The organism is Thermosphaera sp., assembly GCF_059755995.1.
This window is the reverse complement of the sequence record NZ_DBOUKL010000067.1, coordinates 1-16517: the sequence shown is the minus strand read 5'-3', so window position 1 is coordinate 16517 and position 16517 is coordinate 1. Positions and strand designations below refer to the sequence as shown.

The 16517-nt window shown below is 46.4% G+C and carries 20 protein-coding genes and 1 pseudogene; 14 read left to right on the top strand and 7 right to left on the bottom strand.

Going from position 1 to position 16517, the window contains the following annotated elements:
* From AC3OH0_RS06635 to AC3OH0_RS06620, 4 genes and pseudogenes are all read left to right on the top strand, one after another.
* Positions 1-196: pseudogene (locus tag AC3OH0_RS06635) on the top strand (ATP/GTP-binding protein); the annotation flags it as partial.
* 66 nt (positions 197-262) lie between these two features.
* Positions 263-1645: an acetate--CoA ligase family protein gene (locus AC3OH0_RS06630; protein WP_498345222.1), complete on the top strand. Its 1383-nt coding sequence runs from the start codon at positions 263-265 to the stop codon at positions 1643-1645.
* A gap of 2 nt (positions 1646-1647) precedes the next feature.
* Entirely contained in the window at positions 1648-2346 is a 699-nt protein-coding gene (locus AC3OH0_RS06625; protein ID WP_498345221.1) for an acetate--CoA ligase family protein, read from the top strand.
* A gap of 3 nt (positions 2347-2349) precedes the next feature.
* Positions 2350-3258, top strand: a complete 909-nt coding sequence (locus AC3OH0_RS06620; RefSeq protein WP_498345220.1) for a coiled-coil protein — start codon at positions 2350-2352, stop codon at positions 3256-3258.
* An 11-nt stretch (positions 3259-3269) separates the two neighbouring features.
* Here AC3OH0_RS06620 and uppS read toward each other — a convergent pair whose 3' ends face one another.
* A complete protein-coding gene (gene uppS, locus AC3OH0_RS06615) occupies positions 3270-4085 on the bottom strand; it encodes a polyprenyl diphosphate synthase (protein WP_498345219.1) in 816 nt (271 codons plus the stop codon).
* A 304-nt stretch (positions 4086-4389) separates the two neighbouring features.
* Here uppS and AC3OH0_RS06610 point away from each other — a divergent pair, with 304 nt between their 5' ends.
* A complete protein-coding gene (locus AC3OH0_RS06610; RefSeq protein ID WP_498345218.1) occupies positions 4390-4632 on the top strand; it encodes a hypothetical protein in 243 nt (80 codons plus the stop codon).
* 33 nt (positions 4633-4665) lie between these two features.
* On the opposite strand, the gene AC3OH0_RS06605 is transcribed toward AC3OH0_RS06610, so the two are convergent.
* Entirely contained in the window at positions 4666-4977 is a 312-nt protein-coding gene (locus AC3OH0_RS06605) for a hypothetical protein (protein WP_498345217.1), read from the bottom strand.
* A gap of 597 nt (positions 4978-5574) precedes the next feature.
* Between AC3OH0_RS06605 and AC3OH0_RS06600 the strand changes: the two genes are divergently transcribed.
* From AC3OH0_RS06600 to AC3OH0_RS06570, 7 genes are all read left to right on the top strand, one after another.
* Positions 5575-5976, top strand: a complete 402-nt coding sequence (locus AC3OH0_RS06600) for a hypothetical protein (RefSeq protein WP_498345216.1) — start codon at positions 5575-5577, stop codon at positions 5974-5976.
* 77 nt (positions 5977-6053) lie between these two features.
* Positions 6054-6440 (top strand): 30S ribosomal protein S8e, encoded by a 387-nt coding sequence (locus AC3OH0_RS06595; RefSeq protein ID WP_193436972.1) that lies wholly within the window; start codon positions 6054-6056, stop codon positions 6438-6440.
* 12 nt (positions 6441-6452) lie between these two features.
* On the top strand, positions 6453-6752 hold the full coding sequence (locus tag AC3OH0_RS06590) for a signal recognition particle protein Srp19 (RefSeq protein ID WP_498345215.1): 300 nt from the start codon (positions 6453-6455) through the stop codon (positions 6750-6752).
* 161 nt (positions 6753-6913) lie between these two features.
* Positions 6914-7198 (top strand): H/ACA ribonucleoprotein complex subunit GAR1, encoded by a 285-nt coding sequence (locus AC3OH0_RS06585; RefSeq protein WP_498345214.1) that lies wholly within the window; start codon positions 6914-6916, stop codon positions 7196-7198.
* A 5-nt stretch (positions 7199-7203) separates the two neighbouring features.
* Positions 7204-8076 carry a TFIIB-type zinc ribbon-containing protein gene (locus AC3OH0_RS06580; RefSeq protein ID WP_227410858.1) on the top strand — a complete coding sequence of 291 codons (873 nt, stop codon included), beginning with the start codon at positions 7204-7206 and terminating at the stop codon, positions 8074-8076.
* 95 nt (positions 8077-8171) lie between these two features.
* Complete coding sequence (locus AC3OH0_RS06575) at positions 8172-9464, top strand: transglutaminase-like domain-containing protein (protein WP_498345213.1); 1293 nt, start codon at positions 8172-8174, stop codon at positions 9462-9464.
* 105 nt (positions 9465-9569) lie between these two features.
* Positions 9570-10007 carry a helix-turn-helix transcriptional regulator gene (locus tag AC3OH0_RS06570; protein WP_498345212.1) on the top strand — a complete coding sequence of 146 codons (438 nt, stop codon included), beginning with the start codon at positions 9570-9572 and terminating at the stop codon, positions 10005-10007.
* 26 nt (positions 10008-10033) lie between these two features.
* On the opposite strand, the gene AC3OH0_RS06565 is transcribed toward AC3OH0_RS06570, so the two are convergent.
* From AC3OH0_RS06565 to AC3OH0_RS06545, 5 genes are all read right to left on the bottom strand, one after another.
* On the bottom strand, positions 10034-11179 hold the full coding sequence (locus AC3OH0_RS06565) for a N2,N2-dimethylguanosine tRNA methyltransferase (protein WP_498345211.1): 1146 nt from the start codon (positions 11177-11179) through the stop codon (positions 10034-10036).
* Positions 11180-11205: 26 nt separating this feature from the next.
* Positions 11206-11739, bottom strand: a complete 534-nt coding sequence (locus AC3OH0_RS06560; protein WP_498345210.1) for an NTPase — start codon at positions 11737-11739, stop codon at positions 11206-11208.
* Between the two features lie 21 nt (positions 11740-11760).
* On the bottom strand, positions 11761-12651 hold the full coding sequence (locus tag AC3OH0_RS06555; RefSeq protein WP_498345209.1) for a transcriptional regulator: 891 nt from the start codon (positions 12649-12651) through the stop codon (positions 11761-11763).
* Between the two features lie 72 nt (positions 12652-12723).
* On the bottom strand, positions 12724-13431 hold the full coding sequence (locus tag AC3OH0_RS06550) for a fibrillarin-like rRNA/tRNA 2'-O-methyltransferase (RefSeq protein WP_498345208.1): 708 nt from the start codon (positions 13429-13431) through the stop codon (positions 12724-12726).
* Between the two features lie 5 nt (positions 13432-13436).
* Positions 13437-14651, bottom strand: a complete 1215-nt coding sequence (locus tag AC3OH0_RS06545) for a C/D box methylation guide ribonucleoprotein complex aNOP56 subunit (protein WP_498345207.1) — start codon at positions 14649-14651, stop codon at positions 13437-13439.
* A gap of 103 nt (positions 14652-14754) precedes the next feature.
* Here AC3OH0_RS06545 and AC3OH0_RS06540 point away from each other — a divergent pair, with 103 nt between their 5' ends.
* Together AC3OH0_RS06540 and AC3OH0_RS06535 are read left to right on the top strand one after the other, a co-directional pair.
* Positions 14755-14910, top strand: a complete 156-nt coding sequence (locus AC3OH0_RS06540; protein WP_013129030.1) for a 30S ribosomal protein S30e — start codon at positions 14755-14757, stop codon at positions 14908-14910.
* Between the two features lie 91 nt (positions 14911-15001).
* The gene (locus tag AC3OH0_RS06535; RefSeq protein WP_498345206.1) at positions 15002-16441 is read left to right on the top strand and encodes a Na+/H+ antiporter NhaC family protein; all 1440 of its coding nucleotides are present in this window, start codon (positions 15002-15004) and stop codon (positions 16439-16441) included.
* Positions 16442-16517 lie beyond the last annotated feature (76 nt).

The window sequence follows — 16517 nt, the reverse complement described above, 5'->3', positions numbered from 1 at the left end:
TGTGGAAGATGCTCAGGCCAACCTCATGTGGTCTTCCGAGGAGGTTTACAGTCTAGCTGAAAAACTGTACACGTTTGAATCAGTCCCGGTTTCCAACAGCTCAGGGGAGGGCTTTGATGATTTGTATGCGAGCATTCAAAGGGTTATGGCTGGAGGGGAAGACTACTTTACCGAGGAGCCCAACCCTTTCCTATAGCTTTAACATTTATTTTCTTGAACCCACGATAATCTGTTTTCAAATGATTGATTAAAGGTTGAGAATATGATCGACAAATTCTTCAACCCGGGATCGGTAGCCATAATAGGCGCGAGCGATAAGCCGGGAAAAGTTGGGAAGGTGATACTTGAGAACTTTTTGAAAAAATTCAACGGGAAAATATACCCTGTCAACCCGAATTACGATGTGATAATGGGGTTGAAATGCTATAAGAGTGTTTCAGAGATTCCTGAAGCACCAGATCTTGCGGTCATAGTTATACCGGCGCCGGGCGTGCCATCCGTCCTGGAGGAGCTCGGTGCCAAGGGCACCAGGGCTGTTGTAATCATAAGCGGGGGCTTCAGGGAAACCAATACTCCCCAGGGAGAAATGCTTGAGGAGAAGGTAAAGGAGATAGCGGGGAAGTACGGGATCAGGATTATCGGCCCTAACTGCATAGGAATATTTGACAACTGGAGCGGGGTTGACACGTTCTTCCTTCCCGAGGAAAAAATGAAGAGGCCTCCTAAAGGCCATGTTGGATTCATCAGCCAGAGCGGGGCTTTCGCGTCAGCAATTATTGACTGGATGGCTTACAACAACATCGGGGTTTCAAGAGCTGTGAGCTACGGGAACAAGGTGGATGTTGACGATGTCGACTTGCTGAGGTTTTTCGCCGAGGATGATAAGACGAAGATAGTTTTGATGTATCTGGAGGGTTTGAAGACCAGTAGGGGTAAGGAGTTCATTAAAGCAGCGAGGGAGCTCGTCAAGGTTAAGCCGGTAGTCATCTATAAGGCAGGTAAAACAAGCAGGGGTAGCATGGCTGCGGCCAGCCACACCGCTGCTCTCGCAGGAGACTACAGCCTCTACAGGTCGGCGATAAAGCAGGCAGGGCTGATTGAGGCTGAATCCTTTGATGAGATCATGGATATTGCCAAAGTATTCCTAACCCAGCCCTTGATGAATGGTAATAGGGTTTACGTTGTAACGGATGCAGGAGGTGTTGGAGTAATGTTGACGGACGCGTTGACCACGCAGGGTTTTGAAATGCCGCGGACGCCTCCTGATTTAAAGGAGGAGTTAAGAAGTATTCTCCCAGCTCACTGCATTGTTGAAAACCCCATCGACCTGACAGGTGACACTGACGATGAGAGATATATGAAGGTTCTGGAGAAGATTCTGCCTCGAAACGATGTTGACGCTGTGGTTGTTGTAGCTCTCCCACAGGTTCCAGGTATTAGGGGATTGCTAGCCGACTACTTGATAGAGTCGAGGAACAAGTATGGTAAGCCAATAATAGCAATTGCCATAGGTGGTGAAGAAGCCAAGAAGATCTCTATGAAACTGGAATCCGGTGGAATACCTGTTTTCGAATCGCCCGAGAGAGCTGCGAAAGCCCTAAAAGCGTTATATACTTATAGCATGATAAAGAAGAGGTGTGATTAGAATTGACTCCGAGGGAAATCATTGAAAACGCGTTGAACGAGGGTAGGACTAAGCTGTTAGAGCACGAAGCATTCCAGGTTATAAAATACTATGGAATAAACTCTCCAGACGTGGTCGTGGTCCGCAACGGCGAGGAGGCTAAAAGCCTCGCCGATAAAATAGGCTACCCTGTTGCGCTGAAAATAGTGTCTCCTGACATAAGCCATAAAAGCGATGTTGGAGGAGTTAAGCTAAACCTTAAATCCCCTGAGGAAGTGGGACGCGCTGTCGACGAGATGTTGAAGACGGTGAGATCTAAAGCTCCGAATGCCAGGCTGGTTGGAGTATTAATGTACAGGATGGCCCCCCAGGGGCTTGAAGTAATAATCGGCGGCGTTAGAGACGGAATATTCGGCCCAGTGGTAATGTTCGGCCTGGGAGGAATCTTCGTCGAAGTCTTGAAAGACGTCTCGTTCAGGGTTTCACCGATTAGGATGGAGGATGCATTGGAGATGATCAGGGAGATTAAATCCTACAAGATCCTGGAAGGGTACAGGGGTCAGCCACCGGTGAACAAGGAGGCTATCGCTGAAATGATCGTGAAAACCTCCAAGCTCTTAGAGGAGAATCCAGAGATCGAATCCATAGACTTAAACCCGGTCATGGCCTACCCTGACTCCGCCATGGCTGTTGACGCTAGAATCATACTGAAGAAACTGTGATGGATGAGTAGTTTGATGGAGTCATCCACGATAAGATCTCAAATAGAGGCTTTAACCGCGGAGCTTAACAGTATTAGGGAAAGGATTAAGGAAGCGAAGGAGGAAAGAGCAAGGATAATTGAAGAGCTTAAGACGTTGCGTGCTGAGAGAGCCAGGTTGCTCAACGACCTCCCGGGTTTGAGGGAAAAGTATAAATCCATCGTGTCCAAGAGGCGGGAGCTAATAGAGAGCTTCAAAAACCTGGCTAATGAGAAGAAGGCAAGGCTTGCTGAGCTGAGAGAGCTGGTTGAGCTTTTACGAGCGAAGAATACTCAGATACGTGAGATGGAGAAGGAGGCTAGGACGCCAACATCTATCCTTAGGGAGGAGATAAACCGTCTTGAATGGCAGTTGCAGACAAAGGTTTTGACTCTTGAAGAAGAGAACAGGATTATTAACAAGATTAAAAGGCTTAGCGAGCTCCTGGCTAAAGCCGAGGCATTGAGGAAGGAGAAGAACAGTACTCTTGAAATGAAAGCCCTGGTTTCAAGCCTTAAAATCCAAGTCGAGGACTTATCGAAGAAGCTGAGCAACCTTCGCGAAGAAATCAACAAGCTGTCGCAGGAGAGGGACTTGTTGAAGAGCAGGATAGATGAGATTGTTAAAAGGAATCTAGAGCTGAAAACAGTGATTAATGAGAAGCAGGAACAGGTGAACAAGCTCTCGGCAACCATCGATGAGCTTGTGAGGAAGCAGGGCGAGATCAGGGAGAAGCTGACCCAGCTTCACAAGGAGCTGGAGAAGTCCAGGATTACTCAGATTATAGATGCGAAGAAGCAGGAGGTTATGGAGAAGCTGAGGAAGGGTGGTAAGCTCACTTTCGAGGAGCTTAAAATCCTGTATGGGGAGCCTGAGGATTTCGAATCCGAGTAAAGGGTTTTAACCTACCTTCCAAACCTTCTCTCACGGAACTGGTAGCTTCTAATAGCTCTCCAGAAATCTATCTTCCTGAACTCGGGCCAGTAGACATCGCAGAAGTACAGCTCGCTATAGGCTGACTGCCACAGGAGGAAGTTGCTTATCCTCTCCTCCCCGCTTGTCCTTATTATGAGGTCTGGGTCGGGGGAGCCGGTAGTGTAAAGGTATTTCTTGAAGACTTCTTCCGTAATATCGCTCGGGTTAAGCCTGTTTTCCACGACATCGCTCACTATCTTCTTAATAGCGTCCAGGATTTCCTGCCTGCCTCCATAGCATAGCGCTATGTTCAAGGTGTAGTTGTCGTAATCCTTAGTCTCTTCTTCGAGCTCCTTTATAGCAGTGATAAGGTGGTTGGGGACCAGGGAGTAGTCCCCTATTATCCTCACCCTTACCCTGTGCTTGTGGATTTCGCTAAGGTTTTTCAGCTCGTTAAGCCCTTTGAATGCCAGCTCGAAAAGCCTCTCCCTCTCCTCGGGAGGCCTATGCTTGCAGTTCTCAGTGCTCATCGCATAGATTGTTACATGCTTAATGTTTAAATCCCATATCCAGCGCAGAGTCTCCTTTATCTTCTCGTAACCGAACAAATGCCCCTCCGCAGGATCCAGCCCAACCTTCCTAGCCCATCTCCTGTTGCCATCCGGGATAATGCCCACGTGCTCGGGGAAGGGGCCGTTCTTTATCTGCAACCAAAGCCACTTCTCGTAAACCTTGTAGAAAGGCTTCAACAGCTTCCTCCCAGCTTTAAGAGTAATTGCTTCAAGCCTAAGCTTCTTCCCGCTCAACCCTTACTCCTCAATAAACCATAATTACCCAGGATTATTATAAACAGGCTTCACCCTGGAGGCATGGTTTACGCGCTATTGAGCCTGGGAATCACTAGACAAATCGCCATGGGACACGTGGATCCGTGCGCCAGGCTCCTGCACCATTCATAATAGCGAGCGCTCTGGGAGACAGGGAAAATAATGGCAGGGTACTCCACGAGAAGGATCCTTCCTAATTCTTATTCTTTCTGTAAGGAATATAAAGTTCAGCCGCCTAATAATCATTTGAAACGACCAGAATAACGGAGGAACCGGTGGTAAAATGGGTTCGGAGGATAAAAGGGATGAGTCGGACATGACGTTCTGGCTGATCCCGCCAATCCTCCTCTTCAGCTTCGGCTTCGCCATGCTCGCCAAATTCATTAATAATGGGAATCTAGCGGATGGATTGATCTCGCTAATCCTACTTATCTTCGGAATAGCATCCCTCATAGGTATAGGGTTATTCTGGATTGGAAGTAAGATTGATTCATTGAAAAAAGCCTTGGAGAGTAAAGAAGAATGACATTTGATCAGAAGATGTTATCAAGCAAGTTTTCTATGATTTTGATGTTAATTTTGTAAGTCCCCTCACCAATAAGTAAATTCCCATTAATATGGCGAAGATATCAAACCGATCTAAAATTCCAGCTTGAAACATTATCACCATCCCAATGATCCAGCCCAGTAGGTAGATTTTGCCCCAGTAACGCATTGCTTCTACTAACGAGATAGTAGCGAGTGCGTTAATAAGATTGATAATCCATTCATATGAAAGCGACACCAATAATGAATTTACAAGTACTGAACCGATAATCCCATAAATTACGTCTTGGATTGCTCGCTCAAAGCCTTCCGTTAAATGCTCCATTTTCCATATCCATACTTCTTCTTGTCAACCGACTCTCCATAAGTTTTAAGCGGTTATAAAGCGTTGTATTTATTGATAAAATAATGGCCATCGGCTTTATCAACATGAATAACGATTTGTACTGGAATGGTATCGACCCGGCCTTCATGGCTGAGGAGACAATCATTGAAGCAATAATTCCTGGAATTGCCTTAAATGAAATCATTCAATAAAGCAAAACTTGAAACACGACACTGACCCCATTATACCGAAATTTAAGTCAACAAGGGTTTTGATAAAGTTTTAATTAAGACTTTGCCCTATTACGGAGCTGCTTGAGAATTGCGATTTAAAATGATCTCTACATCATTCTTTGCTCAATTTTACTTACATGCTTACTTCTCCAAAACCTTTGGGTTTATGTTATTAGGGTTACGGATTTGTTTTCTATCAGACTTTTCGAGACTTAAATCGTTGTTTTCCAACCTAAAGTTCAGTGATAGAAAAGATTAGAAAGAGTGGGAAAAGGAAAAGGATAAATTCTTAAAATAACAACATATGATGGTGGTGCAGATATCGACGTAAACTGGAGGAGTAATCCTTTCGGGAGGGGTATGTATGTCCAAAGAGGGTGAATGGATTGAGGCTCACTCCGAGCTACATACAGGTGGGTTGTGCGATAATGTAGTTTATGCACTGATGAACCTTCCGGTAGAATCAGTTAAACCGTTGCGTGTGTTCATACGTGAGTACGGGGATTTAGCTGAAATACTGGGTAAGTGTGAGTTCATAGCATACTTCACTCCACGTGGCGAGGAGCATCCCGAGTCTAGTGGTAAAATACATGCTTCCATATATTATGATGAAAATAGGAAATGCTACGCATGGAAGCTCAAGCTATATCCAACAACGTATGCTACTGAGGGATGGCTTAGTACTGTGTGGAGTTGGTTCAGATCCGTGATGTTTCGTCAAGGATTGTTCATGTGTGAGCCCTCTGAAGAAACTAGAACAGGATAGGCCAGGGAGGCTTAAACCTCAATATTTAAAAACGAATGAAGGATTTTTCAATAGTAGTGGTTGAGGAGGCTGATTACATGTCGTTTTACCAGGGTAATGATTTGAGGAAGCCTACGGGAGGGGTTAAAGGGGTTCACAGGGGTAAGAGGAAGCGTGAGCTGGGTTCTCCCCCAACCCTCACGGTTCTGGCTGGGGAGGAGGATAGGAGGATTGTAAGGGTGAGAGGGGGGAGTGTAAAGGTCAGGGTGAAGAAAGCGCTTTACGTAAACGTGTACAATCCGAAGGAGAAGTCCTGCAGGAAGGTTAAAATCCTCAGCGTTGTTGAAACCCCGTCCAACCCTCAGAACGCCAGGTTCCAGATTATTTCGAAAGGCACGATAGTCAAGACCGAGCTGGGGCTTGTCAGGATAACATCTAGGCCCGGGCAGGATGGAGTGCTGAACGGGGTTCTCATCGAGAAGTAGAGGTAGCGTTTTTTGAGCAGGGAGTATCGCGGGAGGAAAACAGTCCTCTACCCCGCGTATATTGACTCAACCCTTTCGAGAAGCGAGGGGAAGAGGATTCCATCTTCCTCAGCCGTTCCCTCGCCCAGTATCGAGGAAATATACAATGCTGCTGCTAAGCTAGGGCTGAACCCTGTTGTTGAAAACGATAAAGCATACCCTGGTAGGTGGTGGGTTAAAGGCAGGGTGGTTGTCGATAAGAAGTACGGTAAGATAGACCTGCTGAAGAAGATAGCCGCGGAGATTAAAGAGAGCAGGGCAAGAAAGCACTAGAGTTAATACTATAAGTATTACGTCTAGATTTAAACAATTTTTTAAACTTTGAAATAATAAATACTCTTTGTATCAAGAAAGATCCAAGGGACGGATTCCTTTTAAGCATAAAAACAGAGGGATATAATACCACGGTATTACCTGATCCTAGGTGGAGAGTTTTGAAAAAGCTTGGACGCGTAGAGCAGGTTACCCGCGACGGCAACCTTATCATAATATGTGAGACACCAGAAGCCTCCAGAATTATCGGCTTAACAGTGTATGATGAGGAAATGAGAAGGATTGGGAAGATAGTGGACGTGATCGGCCGTGTCGAGGAGCCGAGGATAGTGGTGAAGCTTGAAAACCTCGAGACCGCCTCAAATGTTAAACCAGGCACCCTTTACTACTACAAGCCTGCCCCCGAGAAGCGGCCTAGGCGGAGTGGGAGGAGAAGCGGGAGGTGAGTTATGTGAAAGCGGTGTGCAGGTTCTGCGGCTCGACTCAAATAGTTTTCGACGAATCCCTCAACGCCCTGGTCTGCGCAGGCTGCGGGCTAGTACTGGATGAGAAGCCTGTTTACAACGGGTTTGAATCAGGCGGGAAGACGGACTCAGCTCCAAGATACAGCGGCGCGTTCACGAACAGGGTTCACGACCACGGGGTCGGTGGAACCGAGATCGCCGGTAGCATTCTCTCGCATGTTAAATCAGGTAGGACATGGGCTGCCAAGCACTACGATATCAGAGTGGACAAGTCCAACAGGATTGTGAAGAAAGGGTTGACGGAGCTTAACGAGCTGATAAAGATTTTGAAGCCTCCTTCAAGTGTTCAGGAAACAGCTGCCGATCTGACAAGCCAGACGGTTAGAGGTATGAACTACAAGGAGAAAACTCTCAGGAGAATTGCGGCCGCAGCGCTTTACTTGGCTTACAAGATCCACAACCAGCCTAAGGCGGCCAGGACCTTCGCGCAGGAAGTAGGGATCAGCATGGATGACTTATGGGAGGGTATCAGGAAGATAAGGGAAATAGTCAAGGACGTTAAAATAGAGCCTCAGAAGTATGACCCGAGAACATATGTCAGCATTATCGTTAAGAAACTCTCGCTACCATCTGAAGTCGAGGTCCTCGCCAATAAGCTCCTCTCCGCTACGGAGGAGGTTCACTTGAGCGGGAAGAGCCCGGCCAGCCTTGCAGCAGCATCGGTCTACCTTGCAAGCATCATATCTAACAATAAGAGAAACCAGCTCGAGGTAGGCGGCTCCGTAGGGTTAACCGACGTGGCTGTGAGAAACGCTTACGACTCAATAGTTAAGAACACGTACATTGACATCATAATGTAGCCGTCCCGTATAGAACCTGTTTCTCTAGACCCCTACCAACCTCAGATAATAGTTTATAATCTTCAATTCGATTAATAGGTAAAAAGGGTTTCAACATGCCTCGTCTACTACTGCTTATTCTCATGCTTGCAATGGTTCTTGCAACCCCGCTACAAGCTGACGCTCCGAGCGTCTCAGTACCGGTTGAGTGCCGGTCATTCTACTTTCTCAACGCGATCTGGATCACCTACTCCAACATAACGGAAACCCTTCTACTAGAATCCCCGGTGAACTTCACGCTAGGCTCTTTCATAAATCAAACAGTAGTGCCTGTTTACAGCGTTAATGTTAATTATAATGAAACCAGCGGGACATACGCATTCAACGTTACGGCGGGCGAGGGATTCTACGGTTACCTGGTCAACAAGGTTGAAGTTTGCACTCCAAAGTCAGCATGGAACAAGCAACTAATCACCATGGCGCTCGCCAACGTTTCATACGCTCCCTACCCTGAAACAGGTTTTCCAAGCGACATAGTCGAGAAATACGTGCACCCTCCCCACGAGCTGGTAGTGAATGTTGTCGTACCTGCGTTTGAAGAATGGTTTAACGAAACCTACGGGGTCGGCACGGCTAGAGCCAGCTACCTGGGCCTTGCAGTGTCAGCTGCTTACTTTATCTACCTGGAGTTCATAACTTACAACGCGTCTGCAACACCGAACAGTATTGAGGAAGTAATTCAGACCAGGCAGGGGGATTGCGACGACATGTCGAGGATTCTAGTGGAATTGTTAAGCTACTATGGGATACCCTCTACAATAGCGTATGGATACGTCTACATCCCTGATGCACGTTTTGAAAGATTTGAAATGCCGGTTGAGAATGTGACATACATATTTAGATACAATGGCCCCCACGCTTTCGTCCTAACATATATTCCAGGCTATGAGTGGATCAGTGTTGACCTCCTAGCAGGCTCAATATGGTACTATCCTTTCCTGTTTGAAGGAGAAAGCGTTGAAACAACCGTTAACGAGAGCGATGTTGAGCAGATGATAGACCTACATAGGAGCATAAACGGCTCCCAGCTGATAGCTGTATTCCACCAGGAAGAGTTCACGAGAATGTTCGGGACAGAGGTCAACAGTTCCCTCGTGGAGGCTTTCATAAACGAAACAATCCTGGGATCGACAAGCACTAGTACTACACACCCGACTCAATCAACGACCGAGACAACGCAGCCTACCCAACCAACCTCTCCCGCAACCCCGTTTGAAGAACTCTCTCCAACTCCACCCGTGTCGACGGAGCCCTCTCGAACTCTTTCCGCCGAGGCTTTAACAGTAATGCTAGCCTTAGTCGCCCTTGCTCTCATCGTGATATTTATTATTCGCTTAAGGAAGCGGTAGCCGGTTTAAAACAGTTTCAAGTAACCCGCTTTAAAGGCTTAAGTATATTATGGATTTAATCCAAATATTTCAGTAGACGAGACGAGGGGGTCAGTGAGGATTAAAATGACGTCCCAGCTAGACTACAAGCTGAACGATGACGACGTGAAAATATTGAAATACTTGTTTAGAAACATGAATAAAACCGTGTATCAGAGTGAGCTCTGGAAAGAGTTGAAGCTGGATAGTCGCGCGGTTTCAAGGTCTATGCAGAAACTGGAAAACATGGGCTTTGTAAGAAGGAAGGAAGTAGTGGTTAACGGTCGGAAAACGTTCTTGATAGAACCTGAAAACCAGAAAATACAGGAGACTCTCACAGCGCTGAGGACGCAGGGCCCTGGCGCGGGGTTTGAAAGCGTGCTAGACATCGTGTGTGTTAGCTGCCCGTTCATATATCGATGCTACCAAGGAGGGTACTACGACCCCACTAACTGTTCAATGCTTTCAGAGTACATTAAGAAGCAGGTTGAAACAGGCTCTAAACTGGTTAAGCCGAGTAGTTAGCTGTGTTTCCCGCATTTTAAAACGCTTCACCGGCCCAGCGTGCTCATGATTTTAAACGCTTCCAACAAGTCTCCATCCACCCTGATAGCCCTTGGGTCGAAGTGTGTTCTAGCTACTTTGAAACCATGCTGCTGAAGAGTCTCCATTAATTGGCTGAACGGTGGCATGTTCTTTCTCAAGCGTGAATAAACCCTGTCCACCCTGATATAAGGGGTTTGAACGCTGGTTTCCTCGCCCAGTATTTTCAACATCTTGACCGTTTGTCTCTGCATCCAAGGATACTTGGGGAGCTGTGCGAGCATATCGTTTACTACACTGCTTGACATTAGCTCGCAGACCCATAAAGGCCCTATTAAAACAGGTTTACCACTCATGCACGTTATCCCGTTTTCACCGCTCACCGCAAAGCCTCTTTCAAGGGTTTCAGGGCAATACCAAATGCTCCCTATGCATTTTGAAAGGTTTTCAAACGATAGTGAAGCATTCCTAACTGTTTCAAACACCATTCTATAGTAGTGTTTGTAGAGGAATGATACAGCGGGCTTCAACATAATATCATGTGCAGCCCCTCTAAACACTATGTTTGAAATCAGCACGCGAAGACCTACTTCTTTCTCGAAATCCACATCCACGCATCTATGCCAGTACCTCTTCAGCATTTTCCTGGGATTGCTACATGTTAACGGTGCGGTATCCGTTGCCGTAACGCCCAGCGATGCCTTCTTGCCCAGGGGCTTGAAAGCGGAGTCTACGTATGGTATTGGAGACCCGTATGGGTCGATATCTATGAAGTCGAATAGTATACCGGTGAAGGTGAGCATGTTCAACAACGTGTTAGCCTCCTGGTTGAATGCTTGAACCCGGAATTCAAGGTTGTTCAAGGCGATGTTTCTCCTAATGTAGTGGAATGCCCGGGGGTCTACATCGTTTAAAACCCCTTCGCCCTCGAGTTCAAGAGAGATTCTTATGCCTCTTACACCTGTTCCAGCCAACGCATCTATGAAGTTCAATCCATGCTTAAACCTTGTTGACAAGTAAAGAACAGTTATATCTCGGCTGAGAGATGCCTCGGGGTTGTAGAAGACAGGCATCCATGCAGGCTCTAGCTTCCCATCCTCTCTCACATAGCTTTCCAGTCTTGGCACTATGATCCTGGCCAGCCCTTCGGTCAAAACTTCCTCATTACTACGTACCTTTGTCAATAATTCCTCAACCTCGTCTCCAATTCCTCAATTATTTTTGACGGAGCCTTACCCCGGTTAGACTCCGTGATTTCATACCATGCGGCGTTTCCCAACCTTGATAATATTTCTTTATCACTTAAACGCTCATGCACTACTAGAATCTTAACAGTCTCCTTTTCAAGAATTCTCAGTAGTAGAGGCTTGAAAACAGGTAGTTTAAGCTCCATCGGTCCTATTTCATCTATTCCGACAATACTCCTTGTTTTCAACGCTGTTTCCAAGGACTTCCTAATGAGCTCGGATGCTTCGCTCACCAATACTCCATATGACCCAACCCTTACTGTGGAATCAGCGTTCCGCTTCGCTAACCAGGCTTCCTCACCAGTGTTCAAGTCCACTATTTTAAACCCCACCCGGATGCCGCCTTCTCTAACCTCGGGAGTTCTAAAGCCGGTTAAAACCTCTCCACGCTCCTTCAGGTGTGTTATAACACGGAGGAAAACTGTAGACTTTCCAACGCCCGGGCGTCCAGTTATAACTATGTTCATTCAAGCTCTCCTGTGCATGGACTACTCTAATTTCTTTATCAATTTTTCCAGCTCTTTCAAACCAGTTTTCTCTTTCCACACTATTAGAAGCGATTCGGTCAGGTTCGCTATCTCCTCTGCATCATCTATTTTTCTCATCGCACTGCTGGTGTCGTCCTGTCTAACTATGCTAAATGTTTTCGCACCTTTCAAGGCAATGTCAACTGGTGTTCTCTTAAACCTAACTCCTATGTAGTTGTATTTTGCAATAATGCTTGATAACTCCTTGTCTAAGCGCTCTTTCTCGCTCTGGATTATTGTGAAATCTTCTTCGTTAACCCTGTCTTTCAATAGATCTATTTCCTTGAAAATATCCTCGCCCATGAATTCAGCGAGCTGGAGAGCAGTGTTCAACGAGACCATGGTTTCACCCTTCTCATACAAGTATAAAGCCTTGCGTGTCAGACCCAAGGCCTCTGCCAGCTCGCCCCGTGAGAGGTCTAGCTCAGCCCTTCTCTCGCAGAATTTCTGAGGGTCAAGCCTCAGCACGTAGATTCCTTTAACATTATATATCAGCGGCTTCTCCTTTCTCACAATGTAGTTTTCAAGCAACTCTGGGGAGACCACGTTGATATTGCCTTTTACGTATACGACATCGTCCTCCAGCTCCCTCCCCCTGTACGTCTTAGACACGATTATGCTGCTAGCGGAGTAAGCGATCGAAGACTTCCGCAGATCCTCAACCTCCAGGTTGCCAATTTTATCAGCGTCAATGGCTATTTTTATCAAAACCACGTCCTTATCCTTTTTGGCAACTATGTCAATGCTGCGCCTGTCTTCAGGGTATGAGACAAGGTGGATAGTGTAACCTCCCTTTCTCAAAATGTTCAACACGTTTTCAAGCATTGATTCAAACTCGCTGGTAGTGTTCAAGGGCGACCCTTTCAATCATAAGTATTTACATGGCCAACTAAAAATAATGTGATTTAAGCCATTAAAACCTTTCTACCGCTTCCTATGGTATACGGCGAGAACCATTGCGTGATCTCTGTCATACGGCTCCAAATGAACCACGTCAACTATTTCGAAGCCTCTCTCCTTCAACGTGCTAATTTCCTTCCTGTATACTTCGCTAGGCTCTTTCGTAACATCTATGCTTCTAGCCTTGATAGCCATTAAGAGGTAACCCCCGTCCTTTAAGAAGTAATCAGCGTTGTCTGCAACTATTGATGCTTGATCAGGCTGTGCGACATCAGCATACAAGCCGTCGACAAGTTCTACAACGTGACGGTACTGGTAGGGTTTCCTGGCATCCGCCAGTATTGGAATAAGGTTCTTCCTAGTGTCGGCGACAATTACGAACTCTCTCATCACTCTCGGCGCGAACTCTACTCCGAAGACTTTACCGTTAACACCTATTATATCGGATATGTGGCTCGCGGTGGTTCCTGAGGCAACGCCTAAGTAGAGGATCTTATGTCCCTCGCGAATAGGCATTTCGGAGATGCCGTTTCCAAGGGCGCCTGCAAGCTTGCTCCTATACATGTTCCACTCGCGGTATTCTATGTTTTCAAACCTGAAGAGCTTCTCACCGTAAACCCTTGTGCCAGGGACAAGGTTCTTGGTTGCAAGCCTGATGCTTCCATCATCCATCTCTACTACGTAAACCCCGAAGTACTTGGCATGGGGTTTTACACTAACCACTTCACTCACTCTAATCACCTCCTCCACTTCTTCTTTGGCTTGGGCTTAGACCTCTCCTCTTCCTCCTTCTTAACAGGCGGCTTCGCATACAGCTTCTTAATCTCCTCAATCCTCTCCTCTATCTCCTTAACTAGCTTGTCACCGATAAATCTCCCGCTGAAGAAGTCTATTTTAGCAGCTATAGCCAGCTTCGCCGCGACTGTTCTAGCAATCTTTCCCCTCTGCCACCTCGGGCTCTTATGTATCGGTGGATACTGGAACAATACTCCGTGCTTGGGTGGTTTGCCACCTGTTCTCAAGGCTCTGAACAAGGCTTTCTCAGCCCCTAATACCTGGATAGTGCTTGCGGGGAGTTTCGCAAGCCTCTCAAGCCCTCCAGCTATGCTCATTAACCTAGCACCCAGCTTCGGACCAACGATGGCGGAGATATTCGGAGCAACCTCCTTCATTACTACTTCAATATAGCCGTCCAAAGTATCTCTCAACTTATACAGTTCGAGAACAATGTTTGCGAGAATCTTTATGTAGTTTAAATCGAAATCGCTTAAATCTGCTCCTATGCTCGACCTGGCTGTCTCGCTTAGCTTCTCAGCTTTCTCCATAGAGTAGCCTAGTTTCCACAGGTTCTCCACTGTGAAATTGCTCCTATCTCCCAGCTCGTACACGAGTTTAGCATACTCGGGATGCTCCTTAACTATCTCGTCTAGCTCAGGGAAGTGAATACTATACCACTCGCGCAGTCTTGCAATGTAGAGGTTGATGGTCTTATCAATATCGTCTATTGTCCTAATAGCCTGTACAGCAAGCAAATCCCTCTTCTGCGCTTCTCTTCTAAGCTTCCTCCTCGTATACTCCATCATTATCTCATGGTATTTCTGATAATACTCGTCAATAGTCTTGTACATTCCTGTCTCCACTGCGAGGGTTGGAAGCATCCTCCGGGCTTCCAGGAATACCTCATGCCCTGGTGAAATATTAGGTTTCAACCCGTAGTTTGAAACATTTCTAGCAACAGATAAATGCTCAACCTCGATCTCGGAGAAACCGTTCTCCCTGAGCTTGCCGAGTACTTCAGCCAGCTGAGAAGTTTCCTCCCCGTTCTCAACCTTTAGCAAATACTCAACATGGTCATCGATCGAGCTTGGAGCCGGGATATTCAACAATAGCTTCTTGTTTTCATCGAAAACTAGCACTCCAATAAACGTCTCTACAACGTAAGCTTTAGTCATCGCTTTCACCGGTTCATTGAATAATTATTTTGTAAACAATATTTAAATATCCCTTAAAACCGTAGAATCTCAGTAGAGCAGTGTTTAACTAGGTGCATGAGGCATGCCAACCCACGGTTCGCTAACGAAAGCGGGAAAGGTCAGGAATGCAACCCCCAAAATACCGCCCAAGCAGAAGAAGAACAAGCCTCCCAGGCTTAGGAACAGGGTGGAGTATGTTAGGAGGATCCTGAACCCTCCTAAGCAGCAGGCTTTTTAAACGATCCTGTTGGCTTCTCCTCAGGGTTGGAGATATCCTTATATTTAATGCCTACGGAAATATTATGATATTATTGTGGCAGGTGGGTTATGTGCAGGCTAAACTATTAGTTGTTATTATAATTTTGGCTATTGGTCTCCTAGCGTTTGCCCCTCCTAACGCAGAGTTCATGCCGGAGGATAAAAGATTCGCCTATTACACATTCCCCCTACTCCCGCCGCTCCTCGCCATCGTCCTAGCGATATATACGCAGCAAGTATTGCCGGCTCTCTTCGCGGGTATATGGATAGCTGCACTAATGGTGTACGGGTATAACCCGTTGTCAGCAACTATTGAAACATGGAACTGGATTGTATCCAGTATAACAGACTCCTGGAACGCCACCATTCTGGTCTTCGACTTCCTGATAGGTGCAATGGTGGCACTACTGTACGCCTCGGGCTCGATGCACTCGATAGCTGAGGCGATTGGTAAGCGTATCAGATCCGCTAGGACGGCTTCCATTATGACTTCTCTGCTAGGGATTATCGTGTTTTTCGACGACTACGCGAACACTATAGTCGTAGGAAACTCCATGAGGCCTTTAACCGATAAGCACAGAGTTAGCAGGGAGTTTCTCAGCTACATTGTTGACTCAACTGCTGCACCGGTTGCAGGATTAATGCTTGTTTCAACCTGGATAGGGTATGAGGTTCAGCAGATAAATGGAGCGCTTGACGTGTTGAAAGACCAGTTCGAGCAGGGAGTTATCCCAGCAATCCCTGACGTATCCGGGTATGGGCTGTGGCTGAGCGCGGTGCCTTACCACTTCTACTCCATCCTAACGCTCATCCTTGTCTTCCTAATAGCGGCAACTAGAAGGCATTTCGGGTCAATGCTTAAAGCAGAGCACAGGGCTTTAACAGAGGGCAAAGTTCTACGGGACGGTGCACAGCCCTTACTCCCCACGGAGAGCGTGCTCGGCGAGGCTCCAAGGGAGAAAAGAGCTTCTTACACGGTTTTCATAGCATCGATAATAGGGTTAATTATCGTGACGCTGATAGGTTTGTGGTATACGGGTGCCACAGCAATTATTGTGGAGAATAAGTTGAGTGTTGCTTGGTGGGAGATAGGTTTCATTGATGCTTTGATGAATGCTGATGCTGCAACAGCCCTCCTATGGGGTAGCTTCACAGGATTCCTAATAGCTTTTGCAGGGGCAATGTATTCAAGGGTTCTCACATTTAGAAAATCCATGGAGTTTACGTTGAAAGGGATGTACCTTATGGTTTATGCGAACGCTATTCTAGTGCTAGCCTGGACCATTAAAACCGCAACCCAGAGCCTGGGCACTGCTGACTACGTGGTCACGCAGGCTGTCAGCGCCAATGTTCCAGCACTGCTGGTTCCATTAATAATATTCCTGATCTCAATGTTTATTTCATACACTACTGGGACCAGCTGGGGTACTTTCGCCATCGTAATGCCTATAGCTGTACCGCTGGCTTGGCAGATCGCGCTTATACAATACAATGATAGAGAAAAAACTTAGTTCTTTTAGTCAATATATGAATCTATTATTTAAAGATAAGACAGGAAATGAAGCTATAAACCTAATAAATAGATTG